The 24,381-nt window shown below is 65.2% G+C and carries 23 protein-coding genes; 13 read left to right on the forward strand and 10 right to left on the reverse strand.

Features of this window, described 5'->3' with window-relative positions:
- Window positions 1–31: 31 nt before the first annotated feature.
- The 7 genes from KW836_RS26900 to argE form a co-directional block, all read right to left on the reverse strand.
- Window positions 32–1,579, reverse strand: a complete 1,548-nt coding sequence (locus KW836_RS26900; RefSeq protein ID WP_218345235.1) for a UxaA family hydrolase — start codon at window positions 1,577–1,579, stop codon at window positions 32–34.
- Between the two features lie 77 nt (window positions 1,580–1,656).
- Entirely contained in the window at window positions 1,657–2,664 is a 1,008-nt protein-coding gene (locus KW836_RS26905) for a tripartite tricarboxylate transporter substrate binding protein (RefSeq protein WP_218345236.1), read from the reverse strand.
- A 303-nt stretch (window positions 2,665–2,967) separates the two neighbouring features.
- Window positions 2,968–3,516 (reverse strand): acyloxyacyl hydrolase, encoded by a 549-nt coding sequence (locus tag KW836_RS26910; protein ID WP_063956455.1) that lies wholly within the window; start codon window positions 3,514–3,516, stop codon window positions 2,968–2,970.
- Window positions 3,517–3,803: 287 nt separating this feature from the next.
- Complete coding sequence (accD, locus tag KW836_RS26915; RefSeq protein WP_175122969.1) at window positions 3,804–4,679, reverse strand: acetyl-CoA carboxylase, carboxyltransferase subunit beta; 876 nt, start codon at window positions 4,677–4,679, stop codon at window positions 3,804–3,806.
- 37 nt (window positions 4,680–4,716) lie between these two features.
- The gene (gene trpA, locus KW836_RS26920) at window positions 4,717–5,580 is read right to left on the reverse strand and encodes a tryptophan synthase subunit alpha (RefSeq protein ID WP_218345237.1); all 864 of its coding nucleotides are present in this window, start codon (window positions 5,578–5,580) and stop codon (window positions 4,717–4,719) included.
- A gap of 2 nt (window positions 5,581–5,582) precedes the next feature.
- Window positions 5,583–6,782, reverse strand: coding sequence for a tryptophan synthase subunit beta (gene trpB, locus KW836_RS26925; RefSeq protein ID WP_175122971.1), 1,200 nt, complete (start codon window positions 6,780–6,782; stop codon window positions 5,583–5,585).
- 120 nt (window positions 6,783–6,902) lie between these two features.
- Window positions 6,903–8,054: an acetylornithine deacetylase gene (gene argE / locus KW836_RS26930; RefSeq protein WP_218345238.1), complete on the reverse strand. Its 1,152-nt coding sequence runs from the start codon at window positions 8,052–8,054 to the stop codon at window positions 6,903–6,905.
- Between the two features lie 190 nt (window positions 8,055–8,244).
- Between argE and KW836_RS26935 the strand changes: the two genes are divergently transcribed.
- Entirely contained in the window at window positions 8,245–9,558 is a 1,314-nt protein-coding gene (locus tag KW836_RS26935; RefSeq protein WP_175122973.1) for an MFS transporter, read from the forward strand.
- 96 nt (window positions 9,559–9,654) lie between these two features.
- On the opposite strand, the gene KW836_RS26940 is transcribed toward KW836_RS26935, so the two are convergent.
- On the reverse strand, window positions 9,655–11,934 hold the full coding sequence (locus tag KW836_RS26940; protein ID WP_218345239.1) for a bifunctional (p)ppGpp synthetase/guanosine-3',5'-bis(diphosphate) 3'-pyrophosphohydrolase: 2,280 nt from the start codon (window positions 11,932–11,934) through the stop codon (window positions 9,655–9,657).
- Window positions 11,935–12,042: 108 nt separating this feature from the next.
- Here KW836_RS26940 and KW836_RS26945 point away from each other — a divergent pair, with 108 nt between their 5' ends.
- Together KW836_RS26945 and KW836_RS26950 are read left to right on the forward strand one after the other, a co-directional pair.
- Window positions 12,043–12,876, forward strand: a complete 834-nt coding sequence (locus KW836_RS26945; RefSeq protein WP_218345240.1) for a zinc-dependent peptidase — start codon at window positions 12,043–12,045, stop codon at window positions 12,874–12,876.
- Window positions 12,873–13,382 (forward strand): NAD(P)H-dependent oxidoreductase, encoded by a 510-nt coding sequence (locus KW836_RS26950; RefSeq protein WP_218345241.1) that lies wholly within the window; start codon window positions 12,873–12,875, stop codon window positions 13,380–13,382. The genes KW836_RS26945 and KW836_RS26950 overlap by 4 nt, the downstream gene beginning before the upstream one ends.
- A 106-nt stretch (window positions 13,383–13,488) precedes the next feature.
- Here KW836_RS26950 and KW836_RS26955 read toward each other — a convergent pair whose 3' ends face one another.
- Window positions 13,489–13,839, reverse strand: coding sequence for a RidA family protein (locus KW836_RS26955; protein ID WP_056321843.1), 351 nt, complete (start codon window positions 13,837–13,839; stop codon window positions 13,489–13,491).
- Between the two features lie 72 nt (window positions 13,840–13,911).
- Window positions 13,912–15,087: a nicotinate phosphoribosyltransferase gene (gene pncB / locus KW836_RS26960; protein ID WP_175122977.1), complete on the reverse strand. Its 1,176-nt coding sequence runs from the start codon at window positions 15,085–15,087 to the stop codon at window positions 13,912–13,914.
- Window positions 15,088–15,244: 157 nt separating this feature from the next.
- On the opposite strand from pncB, the gene fdxA reads away from it, so the two are divergent.
- The 10 genes from fdxA (at window position 15,245) to KW836_RS27010 (ending at window position 24,299) form a co-directional block, all read left to right on the forward strand.
- Window positions 15,245–15,568: a ferredoxin FdxA gene (fdxA, locus tag KW836_RS26965; RefSeq protein ID WP_006218015.1), complete on the forward strand. Its 324-nt coding sequence runs from the start codon at window positions 15,245–15,247 to the stop codon at window positions 15,566–15,568.
- Window positions 15,569–15,611: 43 nt separating this feature from the next.
- Window positions 15,612–16,412 (forward strand): ferredoxin--NADP reductase, encoded by an 801-nt coding sequence (locus KW836_RS26970; protein WP_218345242.1) that lies wholly within the window; start codon window positions 15,612–15,614, stop codon window positions 16,410–16,412.
- Between the two features lie 212 nt (window positions 16,413–16,624).
- The gene (locus tag KW836_RS26975) at window positions 16,625–17,851 is read left to right on the forward strand and encodes a polyhydroxyalkanoate depolymerase (protein ID WP_218345243.1); all 1,227 of its coding nucleotides are present in this window, start codon (window positions 16,625–16,627) and stop codon (window positions 17,849–17,851) included.
- A 78-nt stretch (window positions 17,852–17,929) separates the two neighbouring features.
- Window positions 17,930–18,589, forward strand: coding sequence for an electron transport complex subunit RsxB (gene rsxB / locus KW836_RS26980; RefSeq protein ID WP_218345244.1), 660 nt, complete (start codon window positions 17,930–17,932; stop codon window positions 18,587–18,589).
- Window positions 18,586–19,221 (forward strand): endonuclease III, encoded by a 636-nt coding sequence (gene nth, locus KW836_RS26985; RefSeq protein ID WP_175122981.1) that lies wholly within the window; start codon window positions 18,586–18,588, stop codon window positions 19,219–19,221. Before rsxB ends, nth begins: the two co-directional genes overlap by 4 nt.
- A gap of 351 nt (window positions 19,222–19,572) precedes the next feature.
- Entirely contained in the window at window positions 19,573–20,346 is a 774-nt protein-coding gene (locus tag KW836_RS26990; RefSeq protein ID WP_175122982.1) for an ABC transporter ATP-binding protein, read from the forward strand.
- Window positions 20,343–21,053 carry an ABC transporter ATP-binding protein gene (locus KW836_RS26995; protein WP_062840538.1) on the forward strand — a complete coding sequence of 237 codons (711 nt, stop codon included), beginning with the start codon at window positions 20,343–20,345 and terminating at the stop codon, window positions 21,051–21,053. The genes KW836_RS26990 and KW836_RS26995 overlap by 4 nt, the downstream gene beginning before the upstream one ends.
- 64 nt (window positions 21,054–21,117) lie before the next feature.
- Window positions 21,118–22,332, forward strand: a complete 1,215-nt coding sequence (locus tag KW836_RS27000) for an ABC transporter substrate-binding protein (RefSeq protein WP_056568137.1) — start codon at window positions 21,118–21,120, stop codon at window positions 22,330–22,332.
- Window positions 22,333–22,431: 99 nt separating this feature from the next.
- On the forward strand, window positions 22,432–23,319 hold the full coding sequence (locus tag KW836_RS27005; RefSeq protein ID WP_175122983.1) for a branched-chain amino acid ABC transporter permease: 888 nt from the start codon (window positions 22,432–22,434) through the stop codon (window positions 23,317–23,319).
- Complete coding sequence (locus KW836_RS27010) at window positions 23,316–24,299, forward strand: branched-chain amino acid ABC transporter permease (protein WP_175122984.1); 984 nt, start codon at window positions 23,316–23,318, stop codon at window positions 24,297–24,299. The genes KW836_RS27005 and KW836_RS27010 overlap by 4 nt, the downstream gene beginning before the upstream one ends.
- The last annotated feature ends 82 nt before the right edge of the window (window positions 24,300–24,381 follow it).

Genomic DNA, 24,381 nt, shown 5'->3' on the forward strand with positions numbered 1-24,381 from the left:
GTCCGCTGGTCTTCACGCGTTGCGGAAGCGGTCAGCTCACGACGCCGATGTTCCAGGGCACGAACTCGTGATCGCCCAACCCCAGCAACTCGCTCTTGCTGCGCGCGCCCGAGGCCACGCGCAGGATCTCTTCGAAGATGCGATGCGCCACCTCCTGCAGCGTGGCGTTGCCGTCGAGGATGTCGCCGCAATTGACGTCCATGTCTTCGGTCAGCCGCTCGTACATCGGCGTGTTGGTGGCAAGCTTGATCGACGGCACCGGCTTGGCGCCGAACATCGACCCGCGGCCTGTCGTGAAGCAGATCATGTTGGCGCCGCCGGCGATCTGCCCCGTGGCCGACACCGGATCAAATCCCGGCGTGTCCATGAACACCATGCCGGGCTGCCGGACCGGCTCCGCGTAGCGATAGACCTCCATCAGCGCTGTGGTGCCGCCCTTCATCGACGAGCCCAGCGACTTCTCGAAGATGTTGGCCAGACCGCCCATCTGATTGCCGGGACTGACCTTGCCATTGATCTGCACGTCGCGGCCCGGGGAATACTCTTCCTTCCACCAGCGGATGCGCTGGACCAGCTTCTCGCCCACTTCCCGGCTGCGCGCCCGTGACGTCAGCGTATGTTCGACGCCGTAGATTTCCGGCGTCTCGGACAGGATCGCCGTGCCGCCGTGACGCACCAGGATGTCCATGGCCGCGCCCAGCGCAGGGTTGGCGGTGATCGACGAGAAGCCATCCGACCCGCCGCACTGCAGGCCGATCTTCAGGTGACGCGCGGACACCGGCTCGCGGCGCACCTCGTTGGCGGCGGGCAGCATGGACTTCACTGCGGCGACGCCGGCTTCGATCGTTTTGCGGGTGCCGCCGGTCTCCTGCATGATGAACGTCTGCAGCCGCGCACCCGCTTCCAGGCCCTGGTCCTTGAGCAGCGCATCGAGCTGATTGCGTTCACAGCCCAGGCCGACGATCAGCATGCCCGCGAAGTTCGCATGACAGGCGTACCCGCCCATCGTGCGCCGCAGGAGGTCCATGGGCTCGCCGGACATTTCCATGCCGCAGCCCATGCCGTGGCTTAGCGCGACGACGCCATCCACGTTGGGATAGGCGGCCATCACCTCGTCCGTGAAGGCGGACGCAATGCGATGCACCACCGTGGCCGAACAATTCACCGTGGCAAGGATGCCGATGTAGTTGCGCGTGCCCACCTGACCGTTCGCCCGCACGATGCCTTGAAATCGCGCCTGCTCCGATTCAGGCAGCACGGGCGTCGGCACATAGTTACGAGCATGTGCGTAGTCGCGGTCGAACTCCTGGAAGTCCATGTTGTGCGAATGCACGTAGGTACCGGCGGGTATGTCCGTGGCGGCAAAGCCGATGCACACGTTGTATTTCAAGATGGGTTCGCCCGCGCGCAGGTCGCGCGCCGCGATCTTGTGCCCGGCGGGCACCTGGCTGCGGCTGACCAGGCCCTCGGCAGGCACGGCGGTGCCGATGCCGATAGGCACGCGCGCCACCACGACGTTATCGGCGGAATGCAGCCGGATGACGGGGCCGGCGGCGCGTTTTTCGGTGAAGTCGATCATGTCGTTGTCTCGGATGGATGAAGGGGCGCCCGGCTTAGGGGCGCCCGGCTGAGCGGCGCCCAGGCGAAGCGTCCAGGCTATTCCGGCTTGATGCCGATATCGCGGATCAGCACCGACCAGCGCGGCAGTTCGGCGCCGACGAAGCGGCTGAAGTCGGCCGAGTCGCTGCCGACCACGGTGAAGCCCTGCTCGCTCAGCTTGGCCTGCATGTCGCGCTGCTCCAATGCAGAGCGGATCGATGCGGAGAGCTTGTCGACCACGGGCTTGGGCGTCTTGGCCGGCGCAAAGACGCCGTACCAGGTCGACACCTCGAAGTCCTTGAAGCCCGATTCGGCCAGCGTCGGAATCTCGGGCGCCTTCGGATCGCGTTTGAGGCTGGTGATGGCGAGCGGACGGACCTTGCCCGACGCGATGTGCGGCAGCGCCACCGGCAGGTTCGCGAACATGTAGGGCACATGACCGCCCAACACGTCGGCAATGGCCGCGGACTCGCCCTTGTACGGCACGTGCGTGACCTTCGTGCCGACCCGGTGCGCGTACAGCTCGCCCGCGATGTGCTGCGGGCCGCCCTGACCGGACGACGCGTAGCTCAGCGCACCGTTGCCGGCCTTCCGGATGTGCTCGGTGAGTTCACCGACGCTCTTGACGTCGATCAGCGCCGGATTGACCACAAGGATCAGCGGCATGGTCACGACCTGCGATACCGGCTCGAAATCGGTCTCGGGCTTGAACGGCAGCGTGGGGAACAGCGACGGCGCCACCACCATGGTGGATTGCGATCCCAGGAACAACGAATAGCCGTCCGCGGGGGAACGCGCCACATTGTCGGCCGCAATCGTGCCCGTTGCGCCCGCGCGGTTTTCCACCACGACCTGCTGGCCCAGGCTCTCGGCCATCTTGGCGCCGACCAGCCTGGCTACGATATCCGCGCCGCCGCCCGGCGCGAAGCCAACGACCATGCGCAAAGGCTTGTTCGGGAAGTCGTCGGCCAGGACGGCGGACGAGGCGGTGGCCAGGGCAAGGGCCAGGCCAGCGGCGCCGGCCATGCGCGCCAAGCGGCGCGCCTGCGTACAGGGGTGTTTCATCTGAGTCTCCGTGTGCCGCCTGCCGGATCTGGCCGTGCCCGCGCGCGCAGCGGCGGATCGGAAGCCCGAGCGACGGCTCGTTGTGGTTTTGGGTGCTGCCAGGGCATTCTGGCCATTGCACTCAACACCAACAAGTACGTGGACACGCAGTCAAAACATAATTTTTTTGTCGTTTCTGCGCTGATGCACACGCGGGACACGCACACGGGCAACGCAAAAAAAAACCACCCAGATGGGTGGTTTTCAAGATCTGCGAGCGGGGCGCGCAATTACGCGAGTACGCGCCGCACCGGCGCCATGCGATCAGAACTGGTACGTGTAGGTGAGCTGCACCACGTCCAGGCCCGGGTTCGGGCGCTTGATGCTGGCGTTCGAGAAGTGCGAATACCGCACGCCGATACGGTTGTTAGGCGTGACCAGGAAGCCCACGCCGACGTGGTCGCCGAACTGGAAGGCCGTACTAATGTTTTCGTCGGCAAAGCGCGTGCTGGAGAACAGCGTGGCGCCGATACCCGCTTCGATGTAGAAGCGTTCGCCGGTCCACCAGCGGAACATCGGGATGGCGCTGAACTGCCAGACGTGGCCCGGCGAACGCGAGCCGTCGGCTTGCCAATACGACGCGCCGAATTCGGGCGTCAGGTCCAGACGACCCCAGTTGCCGCCGAATTGATAGGTCCAGAGCGAGGCAGTCTCGTAGTTCAGGGTCAGGCGCTTGTAATGGTCGCCAATGCCATAGTGCAGGCTGACGCCACCTTGGGTGCCCTCGGACGACTGGGCGCTAGCAAAGGTGGCAACCCCTGCCAGGGCAAGGCCGGCAAGGCGCGTCAGCATTTTCTTCTTCGTCGACTGCATGGGATCAACTCCATCTATTTCTGGACTAACGGGGAACATTAGCAAAATCCGGACCAACACGCTGCGCGCATGTCGCAATATGGCAACAAAGCGCCGTGAAAAAGACTGTTCCGAAAATCGCGGGATTCACGCAGGTGAAATTGCGCTAGGCGGCTGGAGCAAGTCTCGTGCCCAGGGGTTCACCCTGCTGCGGAAAAACAAAATGCCGCCAGGCGCGAGAAGCGACCGGCGGCATGTCTATGGATGCCGATGCAGCCGCAAACGGCAGCCCGGCAATGTCGGCCCGATCAGGCGGTGACCACGTCCGCCGGCTGGTTGGTCAGCAGCGCCAGCAGGCGGGCGATTTCCTCGCGCAATTGGCGGCGGTCGACAACCATGTCGATGGCGCCCTTCTGCAGCAGGAACTCGGCGCGCTGGAAGCCTTCGGGCAGCTTTTCACGCACGGTCTGTTCGATCACGCGCGGACCGGCAAAGCCGATCAGGGCCTTGGGTTCGGCGATGACCACGTCGCCCATGAAGGCAAAGCTGGCCGACACGCCGCCCATGGTGGGATCGGTGAGGACGCTGATGAACGGCAGGCCGGCGGCCGACAGGCGGGTCAGCATGGCGTTGGTCTTGGCCATCTGCATGAGCGACAGCAGGCTTTCCTGCATGCGCGCGCCGCCCGAGGCGGCTACGCAGATGAACGGGGTCTTGTTGTCGAGGGCCGCTTGGGCGCCGCGCGCAAAGCGCTCGCCCACCACCGAGCCCATCGAGCCCCCCATGAATTCGAATTCGAAGCAGGCCAGCGTGGCGGGCACGCCGCGGATCGAGCCGCTCATGACGACCAGCGCGTCGCTTTCGCCCGTTGCCTTGACGGCCTCTTGCAGACGCTCGGGGTACTTGCGCGTGTCCTTGAACTTCAGGGTGTCGACCGAACGCGTGTTCTGGCCGATTTCAACGCGGCCTTCCATGTCCAGCAGCGAATCGATGCGGGCGCGAGCCCCGATCCGCATGTGGTGGTCGCACTTGGGGCAGACGTGGAGGTTGGCTGCCAGGTCTTCGCTATACAGCACCGATTCGCACGACGGGCATTTCACCCAAAGGCCTTCGGGCACGCGGCGGGCGCCGCTGTCGCTGGTTTTGTTGATGCGAGGCGGCAGGAGTTTATCGATCCAGCTCATTGAGTATTCATCCCGTTTGAGATCGCGACCCGGCCGCTCAGGCCGACGCGTTCTCTCGTTTTACTTGATCCAGCGCCTGCCGGATGGTGCGCAGCCAGCCGCTGGCGGCGGCGACTGCGGCGTCGGTTTGCTGGGCAGCCGGCGCGTTGGCGACCGCCTGCTCCATGGTTTCAATCAGTTTGCTGCCGATGACGACCGCATCGGCGGCGCGCGCCACGCGCTGGGCGCTTTCGGCGTCGCGGATGCCGAAGCCCACGCCAACCGGGATGTCGCGCACGTGGCGGCGAATCACGGCCACGCGATCGGCGACGTCGTCGGTGTTCAGCGAGCCAGCGCCCGTCACGCCCTTGAGCGACACGTAGTACACATAGCCGCGTGCCACGGCCGCGACGGCCTTGATGCGGTCTTCAGTGGAGGTGGGCGCCAAGAGGAAGATGGGCGCAATGCCGCGTTCGCCCAGGGTGGCGGCGAACTCGATGACTTCTTCGGGCGGGTAGTCCACGACCAGTACGCCGTCCACGCCGGCCTGCGCGGCACGGCTGGCGAATTCGGCTTGGCCCATGCGTTCGATGGGATTGGCGTAGCCCATCAGGACCACGGGCGTCTCGGTGTCGCGCTGGCGGAAGTCGGCCACCAGCTCCAGTACGCGGGCCAGGCCCACGCCTTGTGCGATGGCGCGGTCTGCGGCGCGCTGGATGACCGGGCCGTCGGCCATGGGATCCGAGAACGGCACGCCCAGTTCGATGACGTCGGCGCCGGCGTCAACCAGCGCGTGCATCAGCGGCACCGTGGCGGCGGGGGAAGGATCGCCGGCGGCGATGTAGGGAATCAGGGCCGCTGCGCGGCCGGATTCTGCGGTGCGCGCGAAAGCCGCGGCAATGCGATCGGTGCGGGTTGTCATGTTCAGAGCTCGATGCCGGCGCGTTCGGCGACGGTGTGCATGTCCTTGTCGCCGCGGCCAGACAGATTGACCAGGATGACGGCGTCGCGCGGTAGCGTGGCGGCCATCTTGACGGCCTGGGCGATGGCGTGCGACGACTCCAGCGCGGGCATGATGCCTTCGATGCGGCAGCAGTCGTGGAAGGCCTTCAGGGCTTCGTCGTCGGTGATGCCGACGTACTCGGCACGGGCCGAATCCTTGAGCCAGGCGTGTTCCGGACCGACGCCGGGGTAGTCCAGGCCGGCCGAGACGGAATGCGTTTCTTGAACCTGGCCGTCGGCGTTCTGCATGACGTAGGTGCGGTTGCCGTGCAGCACGCCCACCTGGCCCGCGGCCAGCGATGCGGCGTGCTTGCCGCTGTCCATGCCCTCGCCCGCCGCCTCGACGCCGATCAGGCGCACGTTTTCGTAGGGGATGTAGGGATGGAAGATGCCCATGGCATTGGAGCCGCCGCCCACCGCCGCCACGACGTAGTCGGGCTGGCGGCCGATGGCCTCGGGCATCTGCGTCAGGCATTCGTTGCCGATGACGGTCTGGAAGTCGCGCACCATGCGGGGATAGGGGTCGGGACCCGCCACCGTGCCGATGATGTAGAACGTGTTTTCGATGTTGGTGACCCAGTCGCGCATGGCTTCGTTCAGCGCGTCCTTCAGGGTGCGCGAACCGGAGTTCACGGGCACCACCGTGGCGCCCAGGAGCTTCATGCGGTAGACGTTGGAGGCCTGGCGGCGCACGTCTTCGCTGCCCATGTACACCACGCATTCCATGCCGTAGCGGGCCGCGACCGTGGCGGTGGCCACGCCGTGCTGGCCGGCGCCGGTTTCGGCGATGACGCGCGGCTTGCCCATGCGCTTGGCCAGCAGAGCCTGGCCGATGCAGTTATTGACCTTGTGCGCGCCGGTGTGGTTCAGGTCTTCGCGCTTGAACCAGATCTGGGCGCCGCCCACGAGTTCAGACCAGCGCCGGGCGTGGTAGACCGGGCTGGGCCGGCCCACGAAATGCTTGAGCTCGTAGTTGAACTCTTCGAGGAAGGCGGGATCGACCCGGTAACGGTCATAGGACGCGCGCAGGTCGTCAAGCGCGTGCATCAGCGTTTCCGCCACGAAAACACCGCCATAAGGCCCGAAATGGCCCTTGGCATCCGGAAAGTCGTAAGGTTTCACCACAGCATCTCCCCCGGGATCGCGGCAGGCCAATGCCAGCCGCAAATCCGGTTTGCAACCCGGCATTTTACCTGACGCGGACGGCACCGGCGTGCCGCCCGCTCCCGGGCGCCCCGCGCGTCAGAGGGACTGGCCCATGCGGCGCAGGAAGGTTTCGCACGCGGCCATCTGGTCCAGGGCCACGTATTCGTTGGGCTTGTGGGCCTGTTCGATATGGCCGGGGCCGCAGACCACCGTGGGGATGCCGATGCCCTGGAACAGGCCGGCTTCGGTGCCGTAGGCAACCTTGCGCGTGGCGCGGTCTTCGGTCAGGGCGCGCACCAGCTGGGTGATGGCGGCTTCTTCCGAGGCTTCCAGCGCGGGCGCGGCGGCGCCAGTCTCGATCTCGATGGTGGCGCCGTCGAATTCGGCCTTCATCTTCGGCAGCAGCTCTTCGCGCACGTATTTTTCGACTTCCGCCTGGATGTCGTCCGGACGCATGCCCGGCAGGTTGCGGAATTCGTAGGTGAACTCGCACAGCTCGGGAATGGTGTTGACCGCGATGCCGCCCCGGATCTGGTTGGTGGTCATCGTCGAGAACGGCACGTCGTAGAACTCGTCGTAGGGGCCGTTGGCCTTGAAGCTGTCGGCCAGGTCGCGGATGCGGCAGATCAGGCGGGCGGCGTATTCGATGGCGTTGCAGCCGCGCGGCGTGAGCGACGAGTGGGCCGCCTTGCCGTGCACCTTGCAGCGAAAGAGGTTGATCCCCTTGTGGGCCACGACCACCTGCATGCCGGTGGGCTCGCCCACCACGCAGCCCTCGGGACGGATGCCGCGCTCGTGCAGGTCTGCCAGCATGTACGGCGCGCCGGCGCAGCCGACTTCCTCGTCGTAGGAGAACGCCAGGTGGATCGGCTTCTTGCGCGGCATGGCCAGGAATTCGGGCACCAGGGCCAGCGATCCGGCGATGAAGCCCTTCATGTCGCAGGCGCCGCGGCCATAGAGCAGGCCGTCTTTTTCGACGAGTTTGAACGGGTCCGTGCTCCAGTCCTGGCCATCCACGGGCACCACGTCGGTGTGGCCCGACAGGACGATGCCGCCCTGCTGGTTGCCGTCTTGTGCCGGCAACGTGGCAAAGAGGTTGGCCTTGGTGCGCTCGGGGTTGTGCGCCAGCCATGCCTCGACGCCCTGGCCCTTGAGCCAGTCACGGACGGTTTCGATCAGGGCAAGATTGGAATTGCGGCTGGTGGTGTCAAAGCCAACCAGCGTTTCCAGCCAGGTGCGCGCGTTCATGTCACTACTCTCGTGGGGAAAAGACGCAGTGTAAAGCCAGGCGGCGGCCGCGTCCCGGACGAGCGCCGTCTGGATGGCCGGTTTACGAGGCGCAAGCTTCCGATCGGCCGCTTTTCGGACGACGCGCAAGACGGCCGGGGCGGCACCGCCTAGAATGTCGCCCGGAAATTAAAGCCCCCAAGGAGATCCCGTGCAGCACAAAGCAGTCCCCACACGCAACATCGTGGCAGCGGTAATAGGCAACGCGCTCGAATGGTATGACTTCCTGGTGTTCGCGTTCATGACGCCGATCATCGCCAAACTGTTCTTTCCCACCGACCCCAGCGTCCCCGGCAGCGAACTGAACGCCATCCTGATGACCACTGCCATCTTCGGCGTGGGCTTCTTCATGCGCCCGGTGGGCGGCATCATCCTGGGCCTGTACGGCGACCGCAAGGGCCGCAAGGCCGCCATGGTGCTGGTGACCTCGCTGATGGCCGTGTCCATCGCGCTGATCACGGTCGCCCCGACCTACCACGCGGCGGGCATCCTGGCCCCGATCTTCATCCTGATCGCGCGCCTCCTGCAAGGCTTCTCGGCCGGCGGCGAATTCGGCACGTCGACGGCGCTGCTGATCGAAATGGCCCCCAACGGCAAGCGCGGCTTCTATGGCTCGTGGCAGATGGCGGGCCAGATGCTGGCCCTGTTGATCGGCGCGGCCTGCGGCACGCTCATCACCGAGTTCTTCACCGAGCAGCAGATTGCCGACTGGGCATGGCGCCTGCCCTTCGCCTTCGGCCTGGTGATTGTGCCGATCGCCATCTATATCCGCCGCAACGTCGACGAAACCGACGCCTTCAAGCAGATGAAGGAAGCCGACCGCCAGGCCGCCGAACGCGGTGAAGTCAAGCGCCTGTCGCTGGGCCAGATGCTGCGCACCCACACCCGCGAGACGCTGATCGGCGTGGGCCTGGTGGTGACGGCCACGGTGTCGATCTACATCACGTTTACGTATCTGGTCACCTATTCGACCAAGGTGCTGATGCTGCCGCTGAACCAGACCTTCCTGGTGCAGATGGCCGGCGCGGCCCTGATGGTGGTGCTGACCCCGTTCATGGGCGCCTGGTCCGACCGCATCGGCCGCCGTCCGCTCGTGATCGGCTCGCTGATCGGCTACCTGATCGTGCTGTACCCGCTGTACTTCTGGCTGTCGGACGCGCCGTCGATCGGCCGCCTGCTGACCGTGCAGGTCGTGGTCTGCATTTTCGTGTCGGCGTTCTTCGGCGTGTTCAGCACGGTGATGGCCGAGCTGTTCCCGGCGCGCGTGCGTTCGGTTGGCCTGTCGCTGGCCTATAACGTGGCCGTGATGATCTTCGGTGGCTTCGCACAGTTCATCGTGACCTGGCTGATCAAGACCACCGGCTCGCCCATGGCGCCGGCCTACTACGTGATGTTTGGCGTGGCGCTGGGTCTGGTCGCCGCGTTCTACATGCGCGATCGTGCGCATGAAGAACTGGAACACTGAGGCCTGAACCGTCGCGTGCCGCCGCCTGGCCTTCGCGCCAGCGGCGGGCACGGCGGGAAATGATCCGGCAGCGGTTCTCGCTGCCGGAAACTGCGCCTAGCGGCGCATCGCCGACGACACGCCCGGCACTTCGGCCAGCGCATCCAGCGCGCGGGACAGCGATTCACCGCCGCGCACCTCCACCGTGAACACCATATGGGCAAGCGACTGCTTGCTCTGCGTGTTCACGCCCACGACGTTCAGGCGCAGGCGCGCAAACACTTCGGACAGGTCGCGCAACAGGCCCGAGCGGTCATGCGCGCGCACGCTGATGTCCACCGGATAGAAGGTGTCGGCCGTTTCGCCCCACGCCACTTCGATGACGCGCTCGGGCTCGCGCGCAGCCAGTGCCAGATAGCTGTGGCAGTCGCGGCGATGGATGGACACGCCGCGCCCCCGCGTCACGAAGCCGGAGATCGCATCCGGCGGCGCCGGGCGGCAGCATCGGGCCAACTGCGTCAGCAGTGACCCCACCCCCACCACCAGCACGCCGCTCTTGCCGCTTTTCTCGGCGCTGCCGGCGCTGGCGTGCCGCAAGGCCGCCGGCGTGGGTTCGACCGCGGGCGCCGGCTGCTGGAACACCGCGTCGATCTGGCGCAGGCTGAATTCTTCCTTGGCGGCGGCGACGTAAAGGTCGTCGGCCCGCGCAAAACCCAGGTTCTGGGCCAGCTGTTCCAGATTGATGGCCGTCTTGCCCAGGCGCTGCAATTCCTTTTCGACAAGCGCCTGCCCCTGCGTGATGCGCTGCTGCAGTTCAATCGCGTTGAACCACATCCGCACCTTGGCGCGGGCGCGCGGGCTGGCCAGAAAGCCAAGCTGGGGATTGAGCCAGTCGCGCGACGGGCCGCCGGACTTGGCGGAGATGATCTCCACGGTCTGGCCGGTGGACAGGTGCGTCTGCAGCGGCACCATCTGCCCATCGACGCGCGCGCCGCGGCAGCGGTGGCCCAGGTCGGTGTGCAGGTGATAGGCGAAGTCCACCGGCGTGGCGCCGGCGGGCAGTTCAATCACGCGCGCCTGGGGCGTCAGCACGTAGATGCGTTCGTCGGTATGCGCCGGCGCCGTCACCGCGCCGCGGCTCTTGCCCGCGGCGGCCCGGCCCGTGGCGGGCTTGGCGGGCTCGGGCGGCGTGTTTTCGCCACCCTCGACATCGGTGTTCCAGGCCAGCAGCTGGCGCATCCAGGCAAGCTGCCGGTCGTATTCGCTGGAAGCCGCGACCTGCCCGCCCTTGGCGCCCGCTTCCTTGTAGCGCCAATGCGCGGCCATCCCGTATTCGGCGAACTGGTGCATCTCGCGCGTGCGGATCTGCACTTCAAAGGGACGGCCATCGTCGTCGGCCACCACCGTGTGCAGCGACCGGTAGCCGTTGGGCTTGGGCCGCGAGATGTAGTCGTCGAACTCGTCGGACAGCGGCGTCCACATCTCGTGCACCATGCCCAGCGCCGTGTAGCAGGCGCGCACGTCGTCGACGATGACGCGCAGCGCTCGCAGGTCGTACATCTGGGAAAAATCCAGACGCTTGACGCGCATCTTGTTCCAGATGCTGTAGATGTGCTTGGGCCGGCCGCTGACCTCGGCGTCGATGCCGGTCTTGGCCAGCGCCTGCTGCAGGCGCGTGATGGCGCCCGCGATGAAGGCCTCGCGCTCGACCCGCTTTTCTTCGAGCAGGCGGGCGATGTGCTTGTACTTGTCGGGTTCGAGGAAGCGGAAGGACAGGTCTTCCATTTCCCACTTGATTTGCCAGATACCCAGCCGGTTGGCGAGCGGCGCGTACAGGTCCAGCGTTTCGCGAGCGAAGCTGGGCGAGCACGGCGCCTTGCTCTCGGCGTGCCAGCGCAGCGTGCGCAGCCGGGACGCCAGGCGCATCAGCACGATGCGCAGGTCGGCCGCCATGGCCAGCAGCATCTTGCGCTGCATTTCCTTCTGCGAACCGCTTTCGGCCGACGCATCGCTGGCCTGCCGGGCCACCACGCCCAGGCGCAGCAACGCATAGGCGCCCTGCACCAGCCGCGCGATTTCCGCGCCGAAGGCGACGGCGATGGGATCGTTGCGCAACGAGGGCGCGGGCGCCATCAGATCGGTGGGCAGCGCGGCCAGGAGGGCGGCGGCGCGCGTGGCGGCATCGGTGTGCAAGGCCGCCAGGATACGGACGACGCCGGCGGCATGGCCGGCCAGCGGCTCACCCGTCAGGGCGTTCTGGCCCTGGAAGCGAGGCTCGGCCCAGCAAGCGACCCGGTCCAGCAATGCCAGGCCCTCGGCATCCAGGCCCGCTCCGGCCTCCTGCCGCCAGGAAGCGTCAAATGGCGAAGGCGCATCGGGAACGGGCGGGGCGGACATGACGGGGCGTAGCGCAGGTATCGGGTTGAATATTTCGACACTCTACACTAGGGTTCAGTCACCCTGAACACACTGCCGCATCCCGGCATATGGAAGGAACCAAAGCTTATGTTGCGCTGGCTGAAGGGCCGCGGCGCCCGCCCGTCCGAGGTCGCCGAGATGCAGGCCCGCATCCCGCCCGAACTCTGGCGGCAGGTGCTGGACACCTACCCATTCCTGGCGGCGCTGACCGAAAGCGAAGCCGCCCAATTGCAGGCGCGCGCCGCCTGGCTGCTTGCCAGCAAGACGATCAATGGCGCGCAGGGGCTGGAGGTCTCGGACTTCATGCGGCTGTCCATCGCCGCACAGGCCTGCCTGCCCATCCTGAATCTCACGCCCGAACTGTACGAGGGCTGGGACGAGATCATCGTGTATCCCGCGAGCTTTCGCATCCCCCGGACGCGCGAGGACGAGGACGGGGTGGTCCACGAGTACATCGAGGACGCCGCGGGCGAAGCCTGGGAAGGCGGGCCGCTGGTCCTGTCGTGGGAAGACACGCAGCTGTCCGAGGGCGGCTTCAACGTGGTGATCCACGAGTTCGCCCACAAGCTGGACCTGCGCTCGGGCTTTGCGGACGGCATGCCGTCGTTGTCGGCGCATCCCGACATCAAGCCGCGCGCGTGGCGACAGGTGCTGGACGACAGCCTGGACCGCTTCATCGCGGCGGTCGACGCCGTGGAAGCGGCGATTCCGCACGACGTGGACCCCGAAAGCGAGGAAGCGGACGCCTGGTACGGTCAGTTGCCGATGGATCCCTACGCCGCCACGGACGAAGGCGAGTTCTTCGCGGTCAGTTCGGAACACTTTTTCGTGGATCCCTTTCCCATGCAGCAAGCGCTGCCCGAGTGGTATGCCATGCTGCGGGCCTATTACCGGCAGGATCCGCTGGAGCGATTCGCATGAAGCAGTTGCTGATCGTCTGGCATTCGCGCACCGGCGCGGCCGAGCAGATGGCGCAGGCCGCGGCGCGCGGCGCGGCGTCGGCGGCCGCTGCCCTGGAGCAGCCTGACGATCTGCGCATCGAACTGCGGCGCGCGCAGGACGCCGATGCCGACACCTTGCTGGCCAGCCAGGGGTTCCTCTTCTGCGCCCCCGAAAACCTTGCCAGCCTGAGCGGCGAAATGAAGGAGTTCTTCGACCGCAATTACTACGCGGTGCTGGACCGCATCCAGGGACTGCCCTATGCCGCCCTGATCAGCGCGGGCAGCGACGGCTCGGGCGCGGCCCGGCAGGTCGAACGCATCTGCACCGGCTGGCGGCTGACGGCGGTGGCGCCGGCCGTCATCGTGAACATGGGCGCGCAGACGGCGGCGCAGATCCTGGCGGCCAAGACGGTGCCGACCGCGGATCTGGTGCGCTGCGAGGAACTGGGCGGCCTGCTGGCGGGGATGATGCTGATGGGCGCGTGAGGCGGCGCTCTGCACCACCGGTGTCTGACATCAGAGCAAAAAAAGCCCTCGGCTCACGCCAGAGGGCTTTTTCACAAGACCAGCCGCAGCCGGCCCTGACCGTTCATCAAAGCGCGGCCGTCACCACGATCTCGACCTTGTAGTCGGGGTTGGCAAGGCGGGCTTCAACGGTGGCGCGGGGGGGCGAGTTGCCGTCGGCGACCCATGCGTCCCAGGCCTTGTTCATGCCGTCGAATTCCTTCATGTTGGCCACGTAGATCTGGGCCATCAGGATCTTGGTCTTGTCGGTGCCGGCTTCGGCCAGCAGGCGGTCGATCGTGGCGAGCACTTGCTCGGTCTGACCGGTGATGTCCAGCGTGGCATCGTCCGGCACCTGGCCTGCCAGGTAGGCCACGCCGTTGTACACGGCCATGTCCGACAGGCGCTTGGTCACGTGAAAGCGCTTGATGCTGCTCATGAGAATTCCCCTAGAGTCGAGTGGTTTGGGTGGAACTGGGCAAAGCTGCCCGCGTGCGGCGCGCGGGCGTCGTCAGGCGGGCGGCAATTGGAAAACCTGGCGCAGATAGGCCAGGTAGGCGGGATCGTCGCACATCGTCTTCTCGGGCGCATCCGACACCTTGGCCACCGGCTGGCCGTTGCAGCGGACCATCTTCATGACGATCTGCAGCGGCTCGTGGCCGAGGTCGTTGGTGAGGTTGGTGCCAATGCCGAAGGACACCTTGCAGCGCCCCGAGAACTGGCGCGCCAGCTCGATGGCGCGCGGGAAGGTCAGCGAATCCGAGAACACCAGGGTCTTGGCGCGCGGATCCACGCGGTTCTTGCGGTAGTGCTCGAGCAGACGCTCGCCCCAGATGAAGGGATCGCCGGAATCGTGGCGCGCGCCGTCAAAGAGCTTGCAGAAATACATGTCGAAGTCGCGCAGGAACGCATCCATGCCGTAGACGTCGGACAACGCGATGCCGAGGTCGCCGCGGTATTCCTTGGCCCACACTTCCAGCGCGAACACCTGCGAATCGCGCAGGCGCGGACCGAGCGCCTGGCAGGCCTGCAGGTATTCGTGGCCCATGGTGCCCAGCGGCAGCACGTCGTGCTCTTTGGCGAGCAGCACGTTGCTGGAACCCGCGAAATGCGGCCCCATCTCGGCTTTCAGGGTGGTGACGATCTCTTCGTGCCAGGCCTTGGAGAAGCGGCGCCGCGTGCCGTATTCAGCCACGCGGAAGTCGGCCAGCGCGGGATCATCCAGCACGAGGTGCATCTTGGACTGCAGGCGCTTGCGGCCTTCTTCCCAGTCCGGATGCTTGCGCGTGTTGCGGAAATAGACCTCGTTGACGATGGCCAGCACAGGGATCTCGAACAGGATCGTGTGCAGCCACGGGCCCTTGACCTCGATGCTGATTTCACCGGGTCCCTCGCCCTCGCTGATGTGGATGCAGCGCTCGGGCATGTGGAACAGACGAAGGAAATCAACGAAGTCGCTTTTGATAAAGCGCAAGTTGCCCAGATATTTAAGTTCGTCGTCCGTGAAGCGCAATTGGCAAAGCTGATGCACTTCCTGGCGGATTTCGTCCATATAGGGGCGCAAATCCACGCCCTTTGTACGGCATTTGTACCGGTACTCGACCTGGGCAGCGGGGAAATGATGCAGCACCACTTGCATCATGCTGAATTTATACAGGTCGGTGTCGAGCAGCGAAGTAATAATCATGATTGCGCGTTTCGTTTCGCGACACCATAGCATGAAGAACAGGGCCTTCGGCACGAAGTGCCACGCTGTCAATACGGGTATTGCCGACACATCCGCGCGGCATTGGGTAAAATCCGCCCATTAAGACACATCTGCCGCCGAGCCCCGGAGTTCCTGAATGACCCACGTAGTCACCGAAAACTGTATCAAGTGCAAGTACACCGATTGCGTCGACGTGTGCCCGGTGGACTGTTTTCGTGAGGGTCCGAACTTCCTCGTGATCGACCCGGACGAATGCATCGACTGTGCGGTCTGCATCCCCGAATGCCCCGCCAACGCGATCTACGCCGAAGAAGACGTGCCGCAGGACCAACTCAATTTCATCGCGCTGAATGCTGAACTCTCTCCGGAATTCGCCAGCATCAGCCGTGCCAAGAAGCCCCTGCCCGACGCCGACGACTGGAACGGCAAGCAGGACAAGCTGCAATACCTGGAAAAGTAATCCACGGGCGCCGGCCAGGCCGGCGCTTTCGTGCGATGTCCCGATGACCGACGACTCCAAATACACGCGCCAGACCATCACCAGCGTCCACACCTGGGTGCCGGACAAACTGTTCTCCGTGCGCGTGACGCGGGACGAAGCCTTCACGTTCCTGCCGGGCCAGTTCGCCCGGGTCGGCCTGCCCGGCGCTGAAGACCCCGATGGTCCGCCCACGATCTGGCGCGCCTACTCCATGGTGTCGGCCCCGCATGAGCCGGGCCTGGAGTTCTATTCCATCGTCGTCCCCGAAGGCCTGTTCAGCCCGCGCATGGCGCGTCTGCAGCCCGGCGACGCGCTGTATGTCGAAAAGGCCCCCTACGGCTTCCTGACGCTGGAGCGCTTTGCGCCCGGCGGCGACCTGTGGCTGCTTGCCTCGGGCACCGGCCTGTCGGCGTACCTGTCCATCCTGCGCGACCCCGCCGTCTGGCGCGCCTACAACCGCATCATTCTGGTGCACGGCGTGCGCACCGCCGCCGAACTCGCCTACCGCGCCGAAATCGACGGCTGGCGCCGCGATCCGGCCCTGGCCGACGTCTTTGCCGCCGACCCCGGCAAGCTCGTCTACCTGCCCATCGCCACGCGCGAACCCGTGCCCGGCATGCCGCAAGCGCGCATCACCACGCTGATCGCCGACGGCCGCCTGGAGCAGCTGGCCGGCCAGCCGCTGGATCCCGAGACCGCCAAGGTCATGCTGTGCGGCAACCCCGCCATGCTGACGGAGGCACGCAAATTGCTGGGTGATCGTGGGTTCAAGCCCGGGCGCCGCGGCATTCCGGGCAACCTGGCGGTTGAAAACTACTGGTGATCCGCCACCGCGTGGCGTAGTCCGTAAATCCACCATTTGGTATCACCGCAAGGCATTAACGCGGCCCTAAACTGGTGCGTAACACATGACGGGTCGCTTTTTAGCAACAAAACAGGGCTGTTTGCCGGACATTCTTCAGGCTGATTGGAAATATCGTTACGCCCCGGAGCAATAATCGGGGCACACGCTCGACCCAGAAGGACTTCCCCGAAATGCTGTACCAATTGCACGAAATGCAGCGCGCTTTCCTGACTCCGTTCGCTGCATTCACGGACGCCGGTTCTCAGCTGTTCTCCAGCCCCTACAGCCCGCTCGCCTATACCCCGATCTCCCGCCAGATGGCTGCCGGGTACGAGCTGATGACCCGTATCGGCAAGGAATACCAGAAGCCCGCCTGGAATCTGCCCACCACCCAGATTGGCGGCAAGTCCGCCCGCGTGATCGAAGCCGTTGCCCTGGACAAGCCCTTCTGCCGCCTGGTGCACTTCCAGCGCGACGTGCGGCTGGCCGGCAAGGATGATCCGAAGGTCCTGCTGGTCGCCCCGCTCTCCGGGCACCACGCCACCCTGCTGCGCGACACCGTGCGCGCCCTGCTGCCCAATCACGACGTTTATGTGACCGACTGGGTCGACGCGCGCATGGTGCCGCTGGCAGCCGGTCCCTTCCATTTGAACGACTACGTGCGCTACGTGCAGGACTTCATCCGCCACCTGGGCCCGGACGTTCACGTCATTTCCGTCTGTCAGCCCACGGTGCCGGTGCTGGCCGCCGTGTCCCTGATGGCGTCCGCCAACGATCCCTGCCAGCCGCGCAGCATGGTGATGATGGGTGGCCCCATCGACCCGCGCCAGTCGCCCACGCAGGTCAATCGCCTGGCCACCACCAAACCTTATTCGTGGTTCGAGAACCAGGTGATCCACCCCGTGCCGCCCCGCTATCCGGGCGCCGGCCGCCGCGTGTATCCGGGGTTCCTGCAGCACGCGGGATTCATGGCCATGAATCCGGACCGCCACATGAAGTCGCATTACGACTTCTACCTGGACCTGCTGCGTGGCGACGACAGCGACGCCGAAGCGCACCGCCGCTTCTACGACGAATACAACGCCGTGCTGGACATGCCGGCCGAGTTCTACCTGGACACGATCCGCATGGTGTTCCAGGACTTCGACCTGCCCAACGGCACCTGGGAAGTCGACGGCAAGCTGGTGCGCCCGGCTGACATCAAGAGCGTCGCGCTGTTCACCATCGAAGGCGAACTGGACGACATTTCCGGTCAGGGCCAGACGCGCGCCGCGATCAAGCTGTGCAAGAACATCCCGGCCGACCGCAAGTCGCACTACACCGCGCCGAACTGCGGCCACTACGGCATTTTCTCGGGCCGCCGGTGGCGCGAAATGATCTGTCCTAAAATTGCCGAGTTCATCCGGCAATCGGCTTGACGACGGCCCCGCGCCGGCCGCCGGCAACCTGATCCGTACCCCGGGGCCCGAGCGGCCCCTTTTCATTACTGGCTTTACATGTCCTGTCGCTCATTAGCCGACCGCGTTGACGCCTTGCTGCCTCAGACGCAATGCACCAAATGCGGTTACGACGGCTGCCGGCCCTATGCCGACGCCATCGCCGAGGGCGCCGCGCCGATCAACCGCTGCCCGCCCGGCGGCGACGACGGCGTCGCCGCACTGGCCGCGCTGCTCGGCACGCCTCTCCTGCCGCTGGATCTGTCGCGCGGCGAACCCGGGCCGCTGCTGGTCGCGCGCATCGACGAATCGCATTGCATCGGCTGTACGCTGTGCATCCAGGCCTGTCCGGTCGACGCCATCGTCGGCGCGAACAAGCACATGCACACCGTGCTGGACGACTGGTGCACGGGCTGTGACCTGTGCGTGGCGCCCTGTCCGGTGGACTGCATCGAGATGGTGCCGGCCGGGCGCGCATGGACCAGCGAAGACGCCGCAATCAGCCGCCAGCGCCATCGCAACCACCTGGCGCGCGCCGAGCGCCTGGCGGCCGACAACGCGCGCCTGATGGCGCCCGACATCCCGGAAGCGCCCGCCCCCGCCGCGCCCGCTTCCGAGGACGCGCAAAAGGAGGACGCGCAAAAAGAAGACCGCAAGCGCTCCGCCATCGAATCCGCACTGGCCCGCGCCCGGGCCCGCCGCAATCCCACGCAGTCATGAACGCCGCCAAACGCCGAGAGATCTTTGCCCGCCTGCATGCGGCCAACCCCAGCCCCACCACCGAACTGGAATACGACACGCCGTTCCAGTTGCTGATTGCCGTGCTGCTGTCGGCGCAGGCCACGGACAAGTCGGTCAACATCGCCACGCGCAAGTTCTTTCCGCAATACGGCACCCCTGAGGCACTCGCGGCGCTGGGCGAGGAAGGACTGGCCGACTACATCAAGACCATTGGCCTTTTCCGCACGAAGGCAAAGAACGCGATCGCCACCTGCAAGATCCTGATCGAGCAGCATGGCGGCCAGGTGCCGCAGACGCGCGAGGCGCTTGAAGCCCTGCCCGGCGTGGGCCGCAAGACCGCCAACGTGGTGCTCAACACCGCGTTCGGGCAAGCGGCGATGGCAGTGGACACGCACATATTCCGTGTCTCGAATCGCACCGGTATTGCGCCCGGAAAAAACGTGCTGGAAGTCGAGCTGAAACTGATGAAGTTCGTGCCGCAGGAATATCTGCTGGACGCGCATCACTGGCTGATTCTGCACGGCCGCTACGTCTGTGTGGCGCGCAAACCGAAATGCCCCCAATGCGGCATTTCCGATCTCTGCGAATTCAAGCAGAAAACCCCTGCATAAAGCATCCGTTCGCGCACGCGGCCGCAGATTATGCGAGTGGAAAACCGGGTTTTCCCTCGCCTATTCGCGCATGACATCTTGATGACGATCAACGCGTAATTGCTGCAATGCATTTGCATATCGGGCTCCCTTTCTCCCCATATGCAGACAGCATTGTCGGCATGCCGACAATTGCCCTTTCCGCAGTGCAAAACCTATGACAAACCCTCATGGAATTTTGATTGCGACGTCCGCATACTCGCCGGCAACTCATAAGAAAACTACGCACGAAAACAGTTTTCGAACCCTGCGGGGGCCTGACGCAATGACGCCAGGCAGAGACCATATAAATACAACGCTGGTGCAGCGAACATGGATGACACAATCCTGGAGACAAAAGGCCTCACCAAGGAGTTCCGCGGCTTCGTCGCGGTCAACGGGGTCGATTTGCGTATCAAGCGGGGCGAGATTCATGCCTTGATCGGGCCTAACGGCGCGGGCAAGACCACATGCTTCAACCTGCTGACCAAATTCCTGGCGCCCACGTCGGGCAGCATCAAGTTCAATGGCATCGACATCACCGGCGAGCGCCCCGCGCAGATTGCCCGGCGCGGCATCATCCGGTCGTTCCAGATCTCGGCGGTGTTCCCGCACCTGACCGTGCTCGAGAACGTGCGGATCGGCCTGCAGCGCAAGACCGGCCTGTCCTATCACTTCTGGCAAAGCGACAAGCGCCTGGCTGCCCTGAACGAGCCCGCGCGTGCGCTGCTTGAACAGGTGGACCTGGGCGGCTTTGCCGACGAAACCACGGTCAACCTGCCGTACGGCCGCAAACGCGCGCTCGAGATCGCCACCACGCTGGCAATGGAGCCCGAGCTGATGCTGCTGGACGAACCCACCCAGGGCATGGGCCACGAAGACGTGGACCGCGTCACGCAACTGATCAAGCGCGTGAGCGCCGGGCGCACCATCCTCATGGTGGAACACAACATGAATGTCGTGTCCTCCATCGCCAACACCATCACCGTGCTGGCGCGCGGCTCGGTGCTGGCCGAAGGTTCCTACGCCGAAGTCTCCCGCCATCCGGCCGTGATGCAGGCTTACATGGGCACGACCGACGGCGAACTTCAAGGAGCGCACGCATGAGCACCCCCGCACTCGAAATTTCGGGCCTCAACGCCTGGTACGGGGAATCGCATATCCTGCACGGCGTGGACATGCGCGTGGGACAGGGCGAAGTCGTCACGCTGCTGGGCCGCAACGGCGCCGGCCGCACCACGACGCTGCGCGCCATCCTGGGCCTGACCGGCTCGCGCAAGGGTTCGGTGCGCATCCATGGCACCGAAGCCATCGACCTGCCTACCTACAAGATCGCCCACCTGGGCGTCGGCTATTGCCCCGAGGAACGCGGCATCTTCGCCAGCCTGTCCTGCGAAGAAAACCTGCTGCTTCCGCCCGTCGTCGGCTCGCTGGGCGGCGGCATGTCGCTGGCCGAGATCTACGACATGTTCCCCAACCTGCAGGAGCGCCGCAATTCCCCCGGCACGCGCCTGTCGGGCGGCGAACAGCAGATGCTTGCCGTCGCGCGCATCCTGCGCACCGGCGCCAACCTGCTGCTGCTGGACGAAATCTCCGAAGGCCTCGCGCCCGTCATCGTGCAGGCGCTGGCCCGCATGATCACCGCGCTCAAGCAGCGGGGCTACACCATCGTCATGGTGGAACAGAATTTCCGCTTCGCCGCGCCGCTGGCCGACCGCTTCTACGTCATGGAGCACGGGCAGATCGTCGAGCACTTCGAAGCCGCCGAACTTTCAGAAAAACAGGACACGCTCAACGAACTGCTGGGCGTCTAAAGCAACCTGTGTCATCCGCCGGAACCCCGGCAAACACCACACTGTAGGGAAGAGGAGTCATCCCATGAAGCTGCACACCATCACTGCTGCACTGGCCATGGCGGGCCTGGGATTCGCGGGGGCAACCGCCCACGCTCAAGGTATCTCCGACGATGTCATCCGCATCGGCTTCATCACCGACATGTCGGGCGTGTACTCCGACATCGACGGCAAGGCGGGCCTGGAAGCCGTACGCATGGCGGTCGAGGACTTCGGCGGCACGGTCAACGGCAAGAAGATCGAAATCGTCTCCGCGGACCACCAGAACAAGGCCGACGTCGCCTCGGCACGCGCCCGCGAATGGTTCGATCAGCAGAAGGTCGACGTCATCATCGCCGGCACCAACTCGGCCACCAGTCTGGCCATGGCAGCGGTTGCCGCTGAAAAGAAGAAGCCCTTCATCGCAGTGGGCGCCGGCTCGTCCGACCTGACCAACGCGCAATGTTCGCCCTACACCGTGCATTACGCCTACGACACCGTGGCGCTGGCGCGCGGCACGGGTTCGGCAGTGGTGAAGGACGGCGGCAAGAGCTGGTTCTTCCTGACTGCCGACTATGCCTTCGGCCACGCGCTCGAGCGCGACACGATGGCGGTCGTCAAGGCCGCGGGCGGCGAAGTGAAGGGCCAGGTGCGCGCACCGCTGGGCGCCTCGGACTTCTCGTCCTTCCTGCTGCAGGCGCAATCGTCCAAGGCGCAGATCCTGGGCATGGCCAATGCCGGCGGCGACACCATCAACACGGTCAAGGCCGCCAACGAATTCGGCGTCACGCAGACCATGAAGCTGGCCGGCCTGCTGGTGTTCATCAACGACGTGCACTCGCTCGGCCTGGATGCCACCAAGGGCATGTACCTGACCGACGGCTGGTACTGGGATCAATCCGACGCCTCGCGCGCCTGGTCCAAGAAGTTCGAGTCCAAGGTCGGCCGCAAGCCGTCCATGCTGCAGGCGGGCGATTACTCGTCGGCGATGTTCTACCTGAACGCCGTCAAGGCCACCGGCTCGGATAACGGCGACGACGTGATGAAGTGGATGAAGTCGAACAAGGTGAACGACTTCTTTGCCCAAGGCGGCGTCGTGCGCGAAGACGGCCGCATGGTCCACGACATGTACCTGATGCAAGTGAAGACCCCGGCCGAATCCAAGGGCCCGTGGGACTACTACAAGGTGGTGGCGACGCTGCCTGGCGACGAGGTCTACACCAAGTTGTCCGAGTCCACCTGCAAGCTGGTCAAGAAATAAACCGGCCCCTGTGATCCCGGATGCGGTCCGGGCCGATGGCCCGGCCGCATTCCTCCTGACTAGCTCGCTTCCTTCCGTACCGCGCAGGACTTTCACAAGATGACTGACATTTTCGGCATCCCCATACAGGCCTTGTTCGGCCAGCTGTTACTGGGCCTGGTCAACGGTTCCTTCTATGCAATGCTGTCGCTCGGACTTGCCGTCATCTTCGGGCTGCTGAACGTCATCAACTTCGCCCACGGCGCCCTCTACATGCTGGGCGCCTTCGTCGCATGGATGGGGCTTTCGTACTTTGGCCTGAACTACTGGATCATGCTGATCCTGGCGCCGCTGATCGTGGGGCTGTTCGGCATCATCATTGAAAAACTGCTGCTCAAGCATCTCTACAAGCTCGACCACCTGTACGGGCTGCTGCTCACCTTCGGGCTGACGCTGCTGATCGAGGGGCTGTTCCGCAGCTTCTATGGCGTGTCGGGCCAACCCTATCCCACGCCCGAGGCCCTGCGTGGCGCCACCAACCTGGGCTTCATGATCCTGCCGAACTATCGCGGCTGGGTCGTGGCGGCGTCGATCATCGTCTGCTTCGCCACGTGGTACGTCATTGAACGCACCCGCCTGGGCGCCCTGCTGCGCGCCGGCACCGAGAACCCGCGCCTCGTGGAATCCTTCGGCGTGAACGTGCCGCGCATGATCACGCTGACCTACGGCTTCGGCGTGGCGCTGGCGGGCTTTGCCGGCGTGCTGGCCGCGCCGGTGCTGCAGATTTCGCCGCTGATGGGCTCGAACCTCATCATCGTCGTGTTCGCGGTGGTCGTGATCGGGGGCATGGGGTCCATTTTCGGCGCCATCGTCACCGGGCTGGGCCTGGGCGTGATCGAGGGCCTGACCAAGGTGTTCTGGCCCGAAGCGTCCAGCACGGTCGTCTTCATCATCATGGCCATTGTTCTGTTGATCCGCCCGGCCGGGCTGTTCGGAAAAGAAAAATGAATCGTCAATTCCTGGGCTATGCGGTCCTGGCCATCGTGGTGGCCTTGCTTCCCTTCGCCGGCGTGTATCCGATCTTCGCCATGAAGGTCATGTGCTACGCCCTCTTTGCGTGCGCCTTCAACCTGCTGCTGGGCTTCACGGGGCTGCTGTCCTTCGGCCATGCCGCGTTCCTGGGCAGCGCGGCCTACGCGGCCGGGCACAGCATGAAGGTCTGGGGCCTGCCGACCGAGCTGGGGCTGCTGTTCGGCGTGGCCGTGGCGGCGCTGCTGGGGCTGGCCATGGGCGCGCTCGCCATCCGCCGCAGCGGCATCTACTTCTCGATGATCACGCTGGCGCTGTCGCAGATGGTGTTCTTCTTCTTCCTGCAGGCCAAGTTCACGGGTGGCGAAGACGGGCTGCAGAGCGTGCCGCGCGGCACCTTGCTGGGACTGGTCGACCTGTCCAAGGACATCAACCTGTACTACCTGGTGATGGCCATCTTCATCATTGGCTATTTCATCATCTGGCGCACGGTGAACTCGCCCTTCGGCCAGGTGCTGCAGGCGCTGCGCGAGAACGAGCCGCGCGCGATCTCGCTGGGTTACGACGTGGACCGCTTCAAGCTGGTGGCCTTCGTGCTGTCGGCCGCGCTGGCCGGCCTGGCGGGCGCCACCAAGACGCTGGTGTTCGTGTCGGCCACGCTGTCGGACGCCACCTGGCAGATGTCCGGGCTGGTGATCCTGATGACGCTGATCGGCGGCCTGGGCACCCTGACCGGCCCCGTGCTGGGCGCGTTCATCGTGGTGCTGCTGGAAAACAAGGTGGGCGACTTCGGCCAGATGATGGCCAACCTGACCGGCGTCGAATGGTTCCTGCGTCTGGGCGAATCGGTCACGATCGTCAGCGGCCTGATCTTCGTGATCTGCGTGCTGGCCTTCCGGCGCGGCATCGTGGGCGAGCTGGGCGCCCTCTTCAACCGCCGCCGCACCGCCCGCGCGTGATCTGACGCTTCGGTGGATTGACCCTCGGGGCCGCGCATCGCGGCCCCGTTGCATTGGGGCGCGCGCCATCGCCTCGTACAAT

The sequence above is a fragment of the Achromobacter sp. ACM05 genome (assembly GCF_019218915.1).
In the GTDB taxonomy this organism is placed as follows: domain Bacteria; phylum Pseudomonadota; class Gammaproteobacteria; order Burkholderiales; family Burkholderiaceae_B; genus Achromobacter; species Achromobacter animicus.

What these genes read in the sequence shown, in the direction of transcription:
- trpA (WP_218345237.1), bottom strand. Translation starts at nt 5,580, where the DNA reads ATGACAACCCGCACCGATCGCATTGCCGCGGCTTTCGCGCGCACCGCA.
- KW836_RS26950 (WP_218345241.1), top strand. Translation starts at nt 12,873, where the DNA reads ATGAAGCAGTTGCTGATCGTCTGGCATTCGCGCACCGGCGCGGCCGAG.
- argE (WP_218345238.1), bottom strand. Translation starts at nt 8,054, where the DNA reads ATGAACGCGCGCACCTGGCTGGAAACGCTGGTTGGCTTTGACACCACC.
- KW836_RS26990 (WP_175122982.1), top strand. Translation starts at nt 19,573, where the DNA reads ATGGATGACACAATCCTGGAGACAAAAGGCCTCACCAAGGAGTTCCGC.
- accD (WP_175122969.1), bottom strand. Translation starts at nt 4,679, where the DNA reads ATGAGCTGGATCGATAAACTCCTGCCGCCTCGCATCAACAAAACCAGC.
- KW836_RS26910 (WP_063956455.1), bottom strand. Translation starts at nt 3,516, where the DNA reads ATGCAGTCGACGAAGAAGAAAATGCTGACGCGCCTTGCCGGCCTTGCC.
- KW836_RS27000 (WP_056568137.1), top strand. Translation starts at nt 21,118, where the DNA reads ATGAAGCTGCACACCATCACTGCTGCACTGGCCATGGCGGGCCTGGGA.
- KW836_RS26900 (WP_218345235.1), bottom strand. Translation starts at nt 1,579, where the DNA reads ATGATCGACTTCACCGAAAAACGCGCCGCCGGCCCCGTCATCCGGCTG.
- pncB (WP_175122977.1), bottom strand. Translation starts at nt 15,087, where the DNA reads ATGATTATTACTTCGCTGCTCGACACCGACCTGTATAAATTCAGCATG.
- KW836_RS27010 (WP_175122984.1), top strand. Translation starts at nt 23,316, where the DNA reads ATGAATCGTCAATTCCTGGGCTATGCGGTCCTGGCCATCGTGGTGGCC.
- nth (WP_175122981.1), top strand. Translation starts at nt 18,586, where the DNA reads ATGAACGCCGCCAAACGCCGAGAGATCTTTGCCCGCCTGCATGCGGCC.
- fdxA (WP_006218015.1), top strand. Translation starts at nt 15,245, where the DNA reads ATGACCCACGTAGTCACCGAAAACTGTATCAAGTGCAAGTACACCGAT.
- KW836_RS26970 (WP_218345242.1), top strand. Translation starts at nt 15,612, where the DNA reads ATGACCGACGACTCCAAATACACGCGCCAGACCATCACCAGCGTCCAC.
- KW836_RS26975 (WP_218345243.1), top strand. Translation starts at nt 16,625, where the DNA reads ATGCTGTACCAATTGCACGAAATGCAGCGCGCTTTCCTGACTCCGTTC.
- KW836_RS26995 (WP_062840538.1), top strand. Translation starts at nt 20,343, where the DNA reads ATGAGCACCCCCGCACTCGAAATTTCGGGCCTCAACGCCTGGTACGGG.
- KW836_RS26905 (WP_218345236.1), bottom strand. Translation starts at nt 2,664, where the DNA reads ATGAAACACCCCTGTACGCAGGCGCGCCGCTTGGCGCGCATGGCCGGC.
- KW836_RS27005 (WP_175122983.1), top strand. Translation starts at nt 22,432, where the DNA reads ATGACTGACATTTTCGGCATCCCCATACAGGCCTTGTTCGGCCAGCTG.
- KW836_RS26945 (WP_218345240.1), top strand. Translation starts at nt 12,043, where the DNA reads ATGTTGCGCTGGCTGAAGGGCCGCGGCGCCCGCCCGTCCGAGGTCGCC.
- rsxB (WP_218345244.1), top strand. Translation starts at nt 17,930, where the DNA reads ATGTCCTGTCGCTCATTAGCCGACCGCGTTGACGCCTTGCTGCCTCAG.
- KW836_RS26940 (WP_218345239.1), bottom strand. Translation starts at nt 11,934, where the DNA reads ATGTCCGCCCCGCCCGTTCCCGATGCGCCTTCGCCATTTGACGCTTCC.
- KW836_RS26955 (WP_056321843.1), bottom strand. Translation starts at nt 13,839, where the DNA reads ATGAGCAGCATCAAGCGCTTTCACGTGACCAAGCGCCTGTCGGACATG.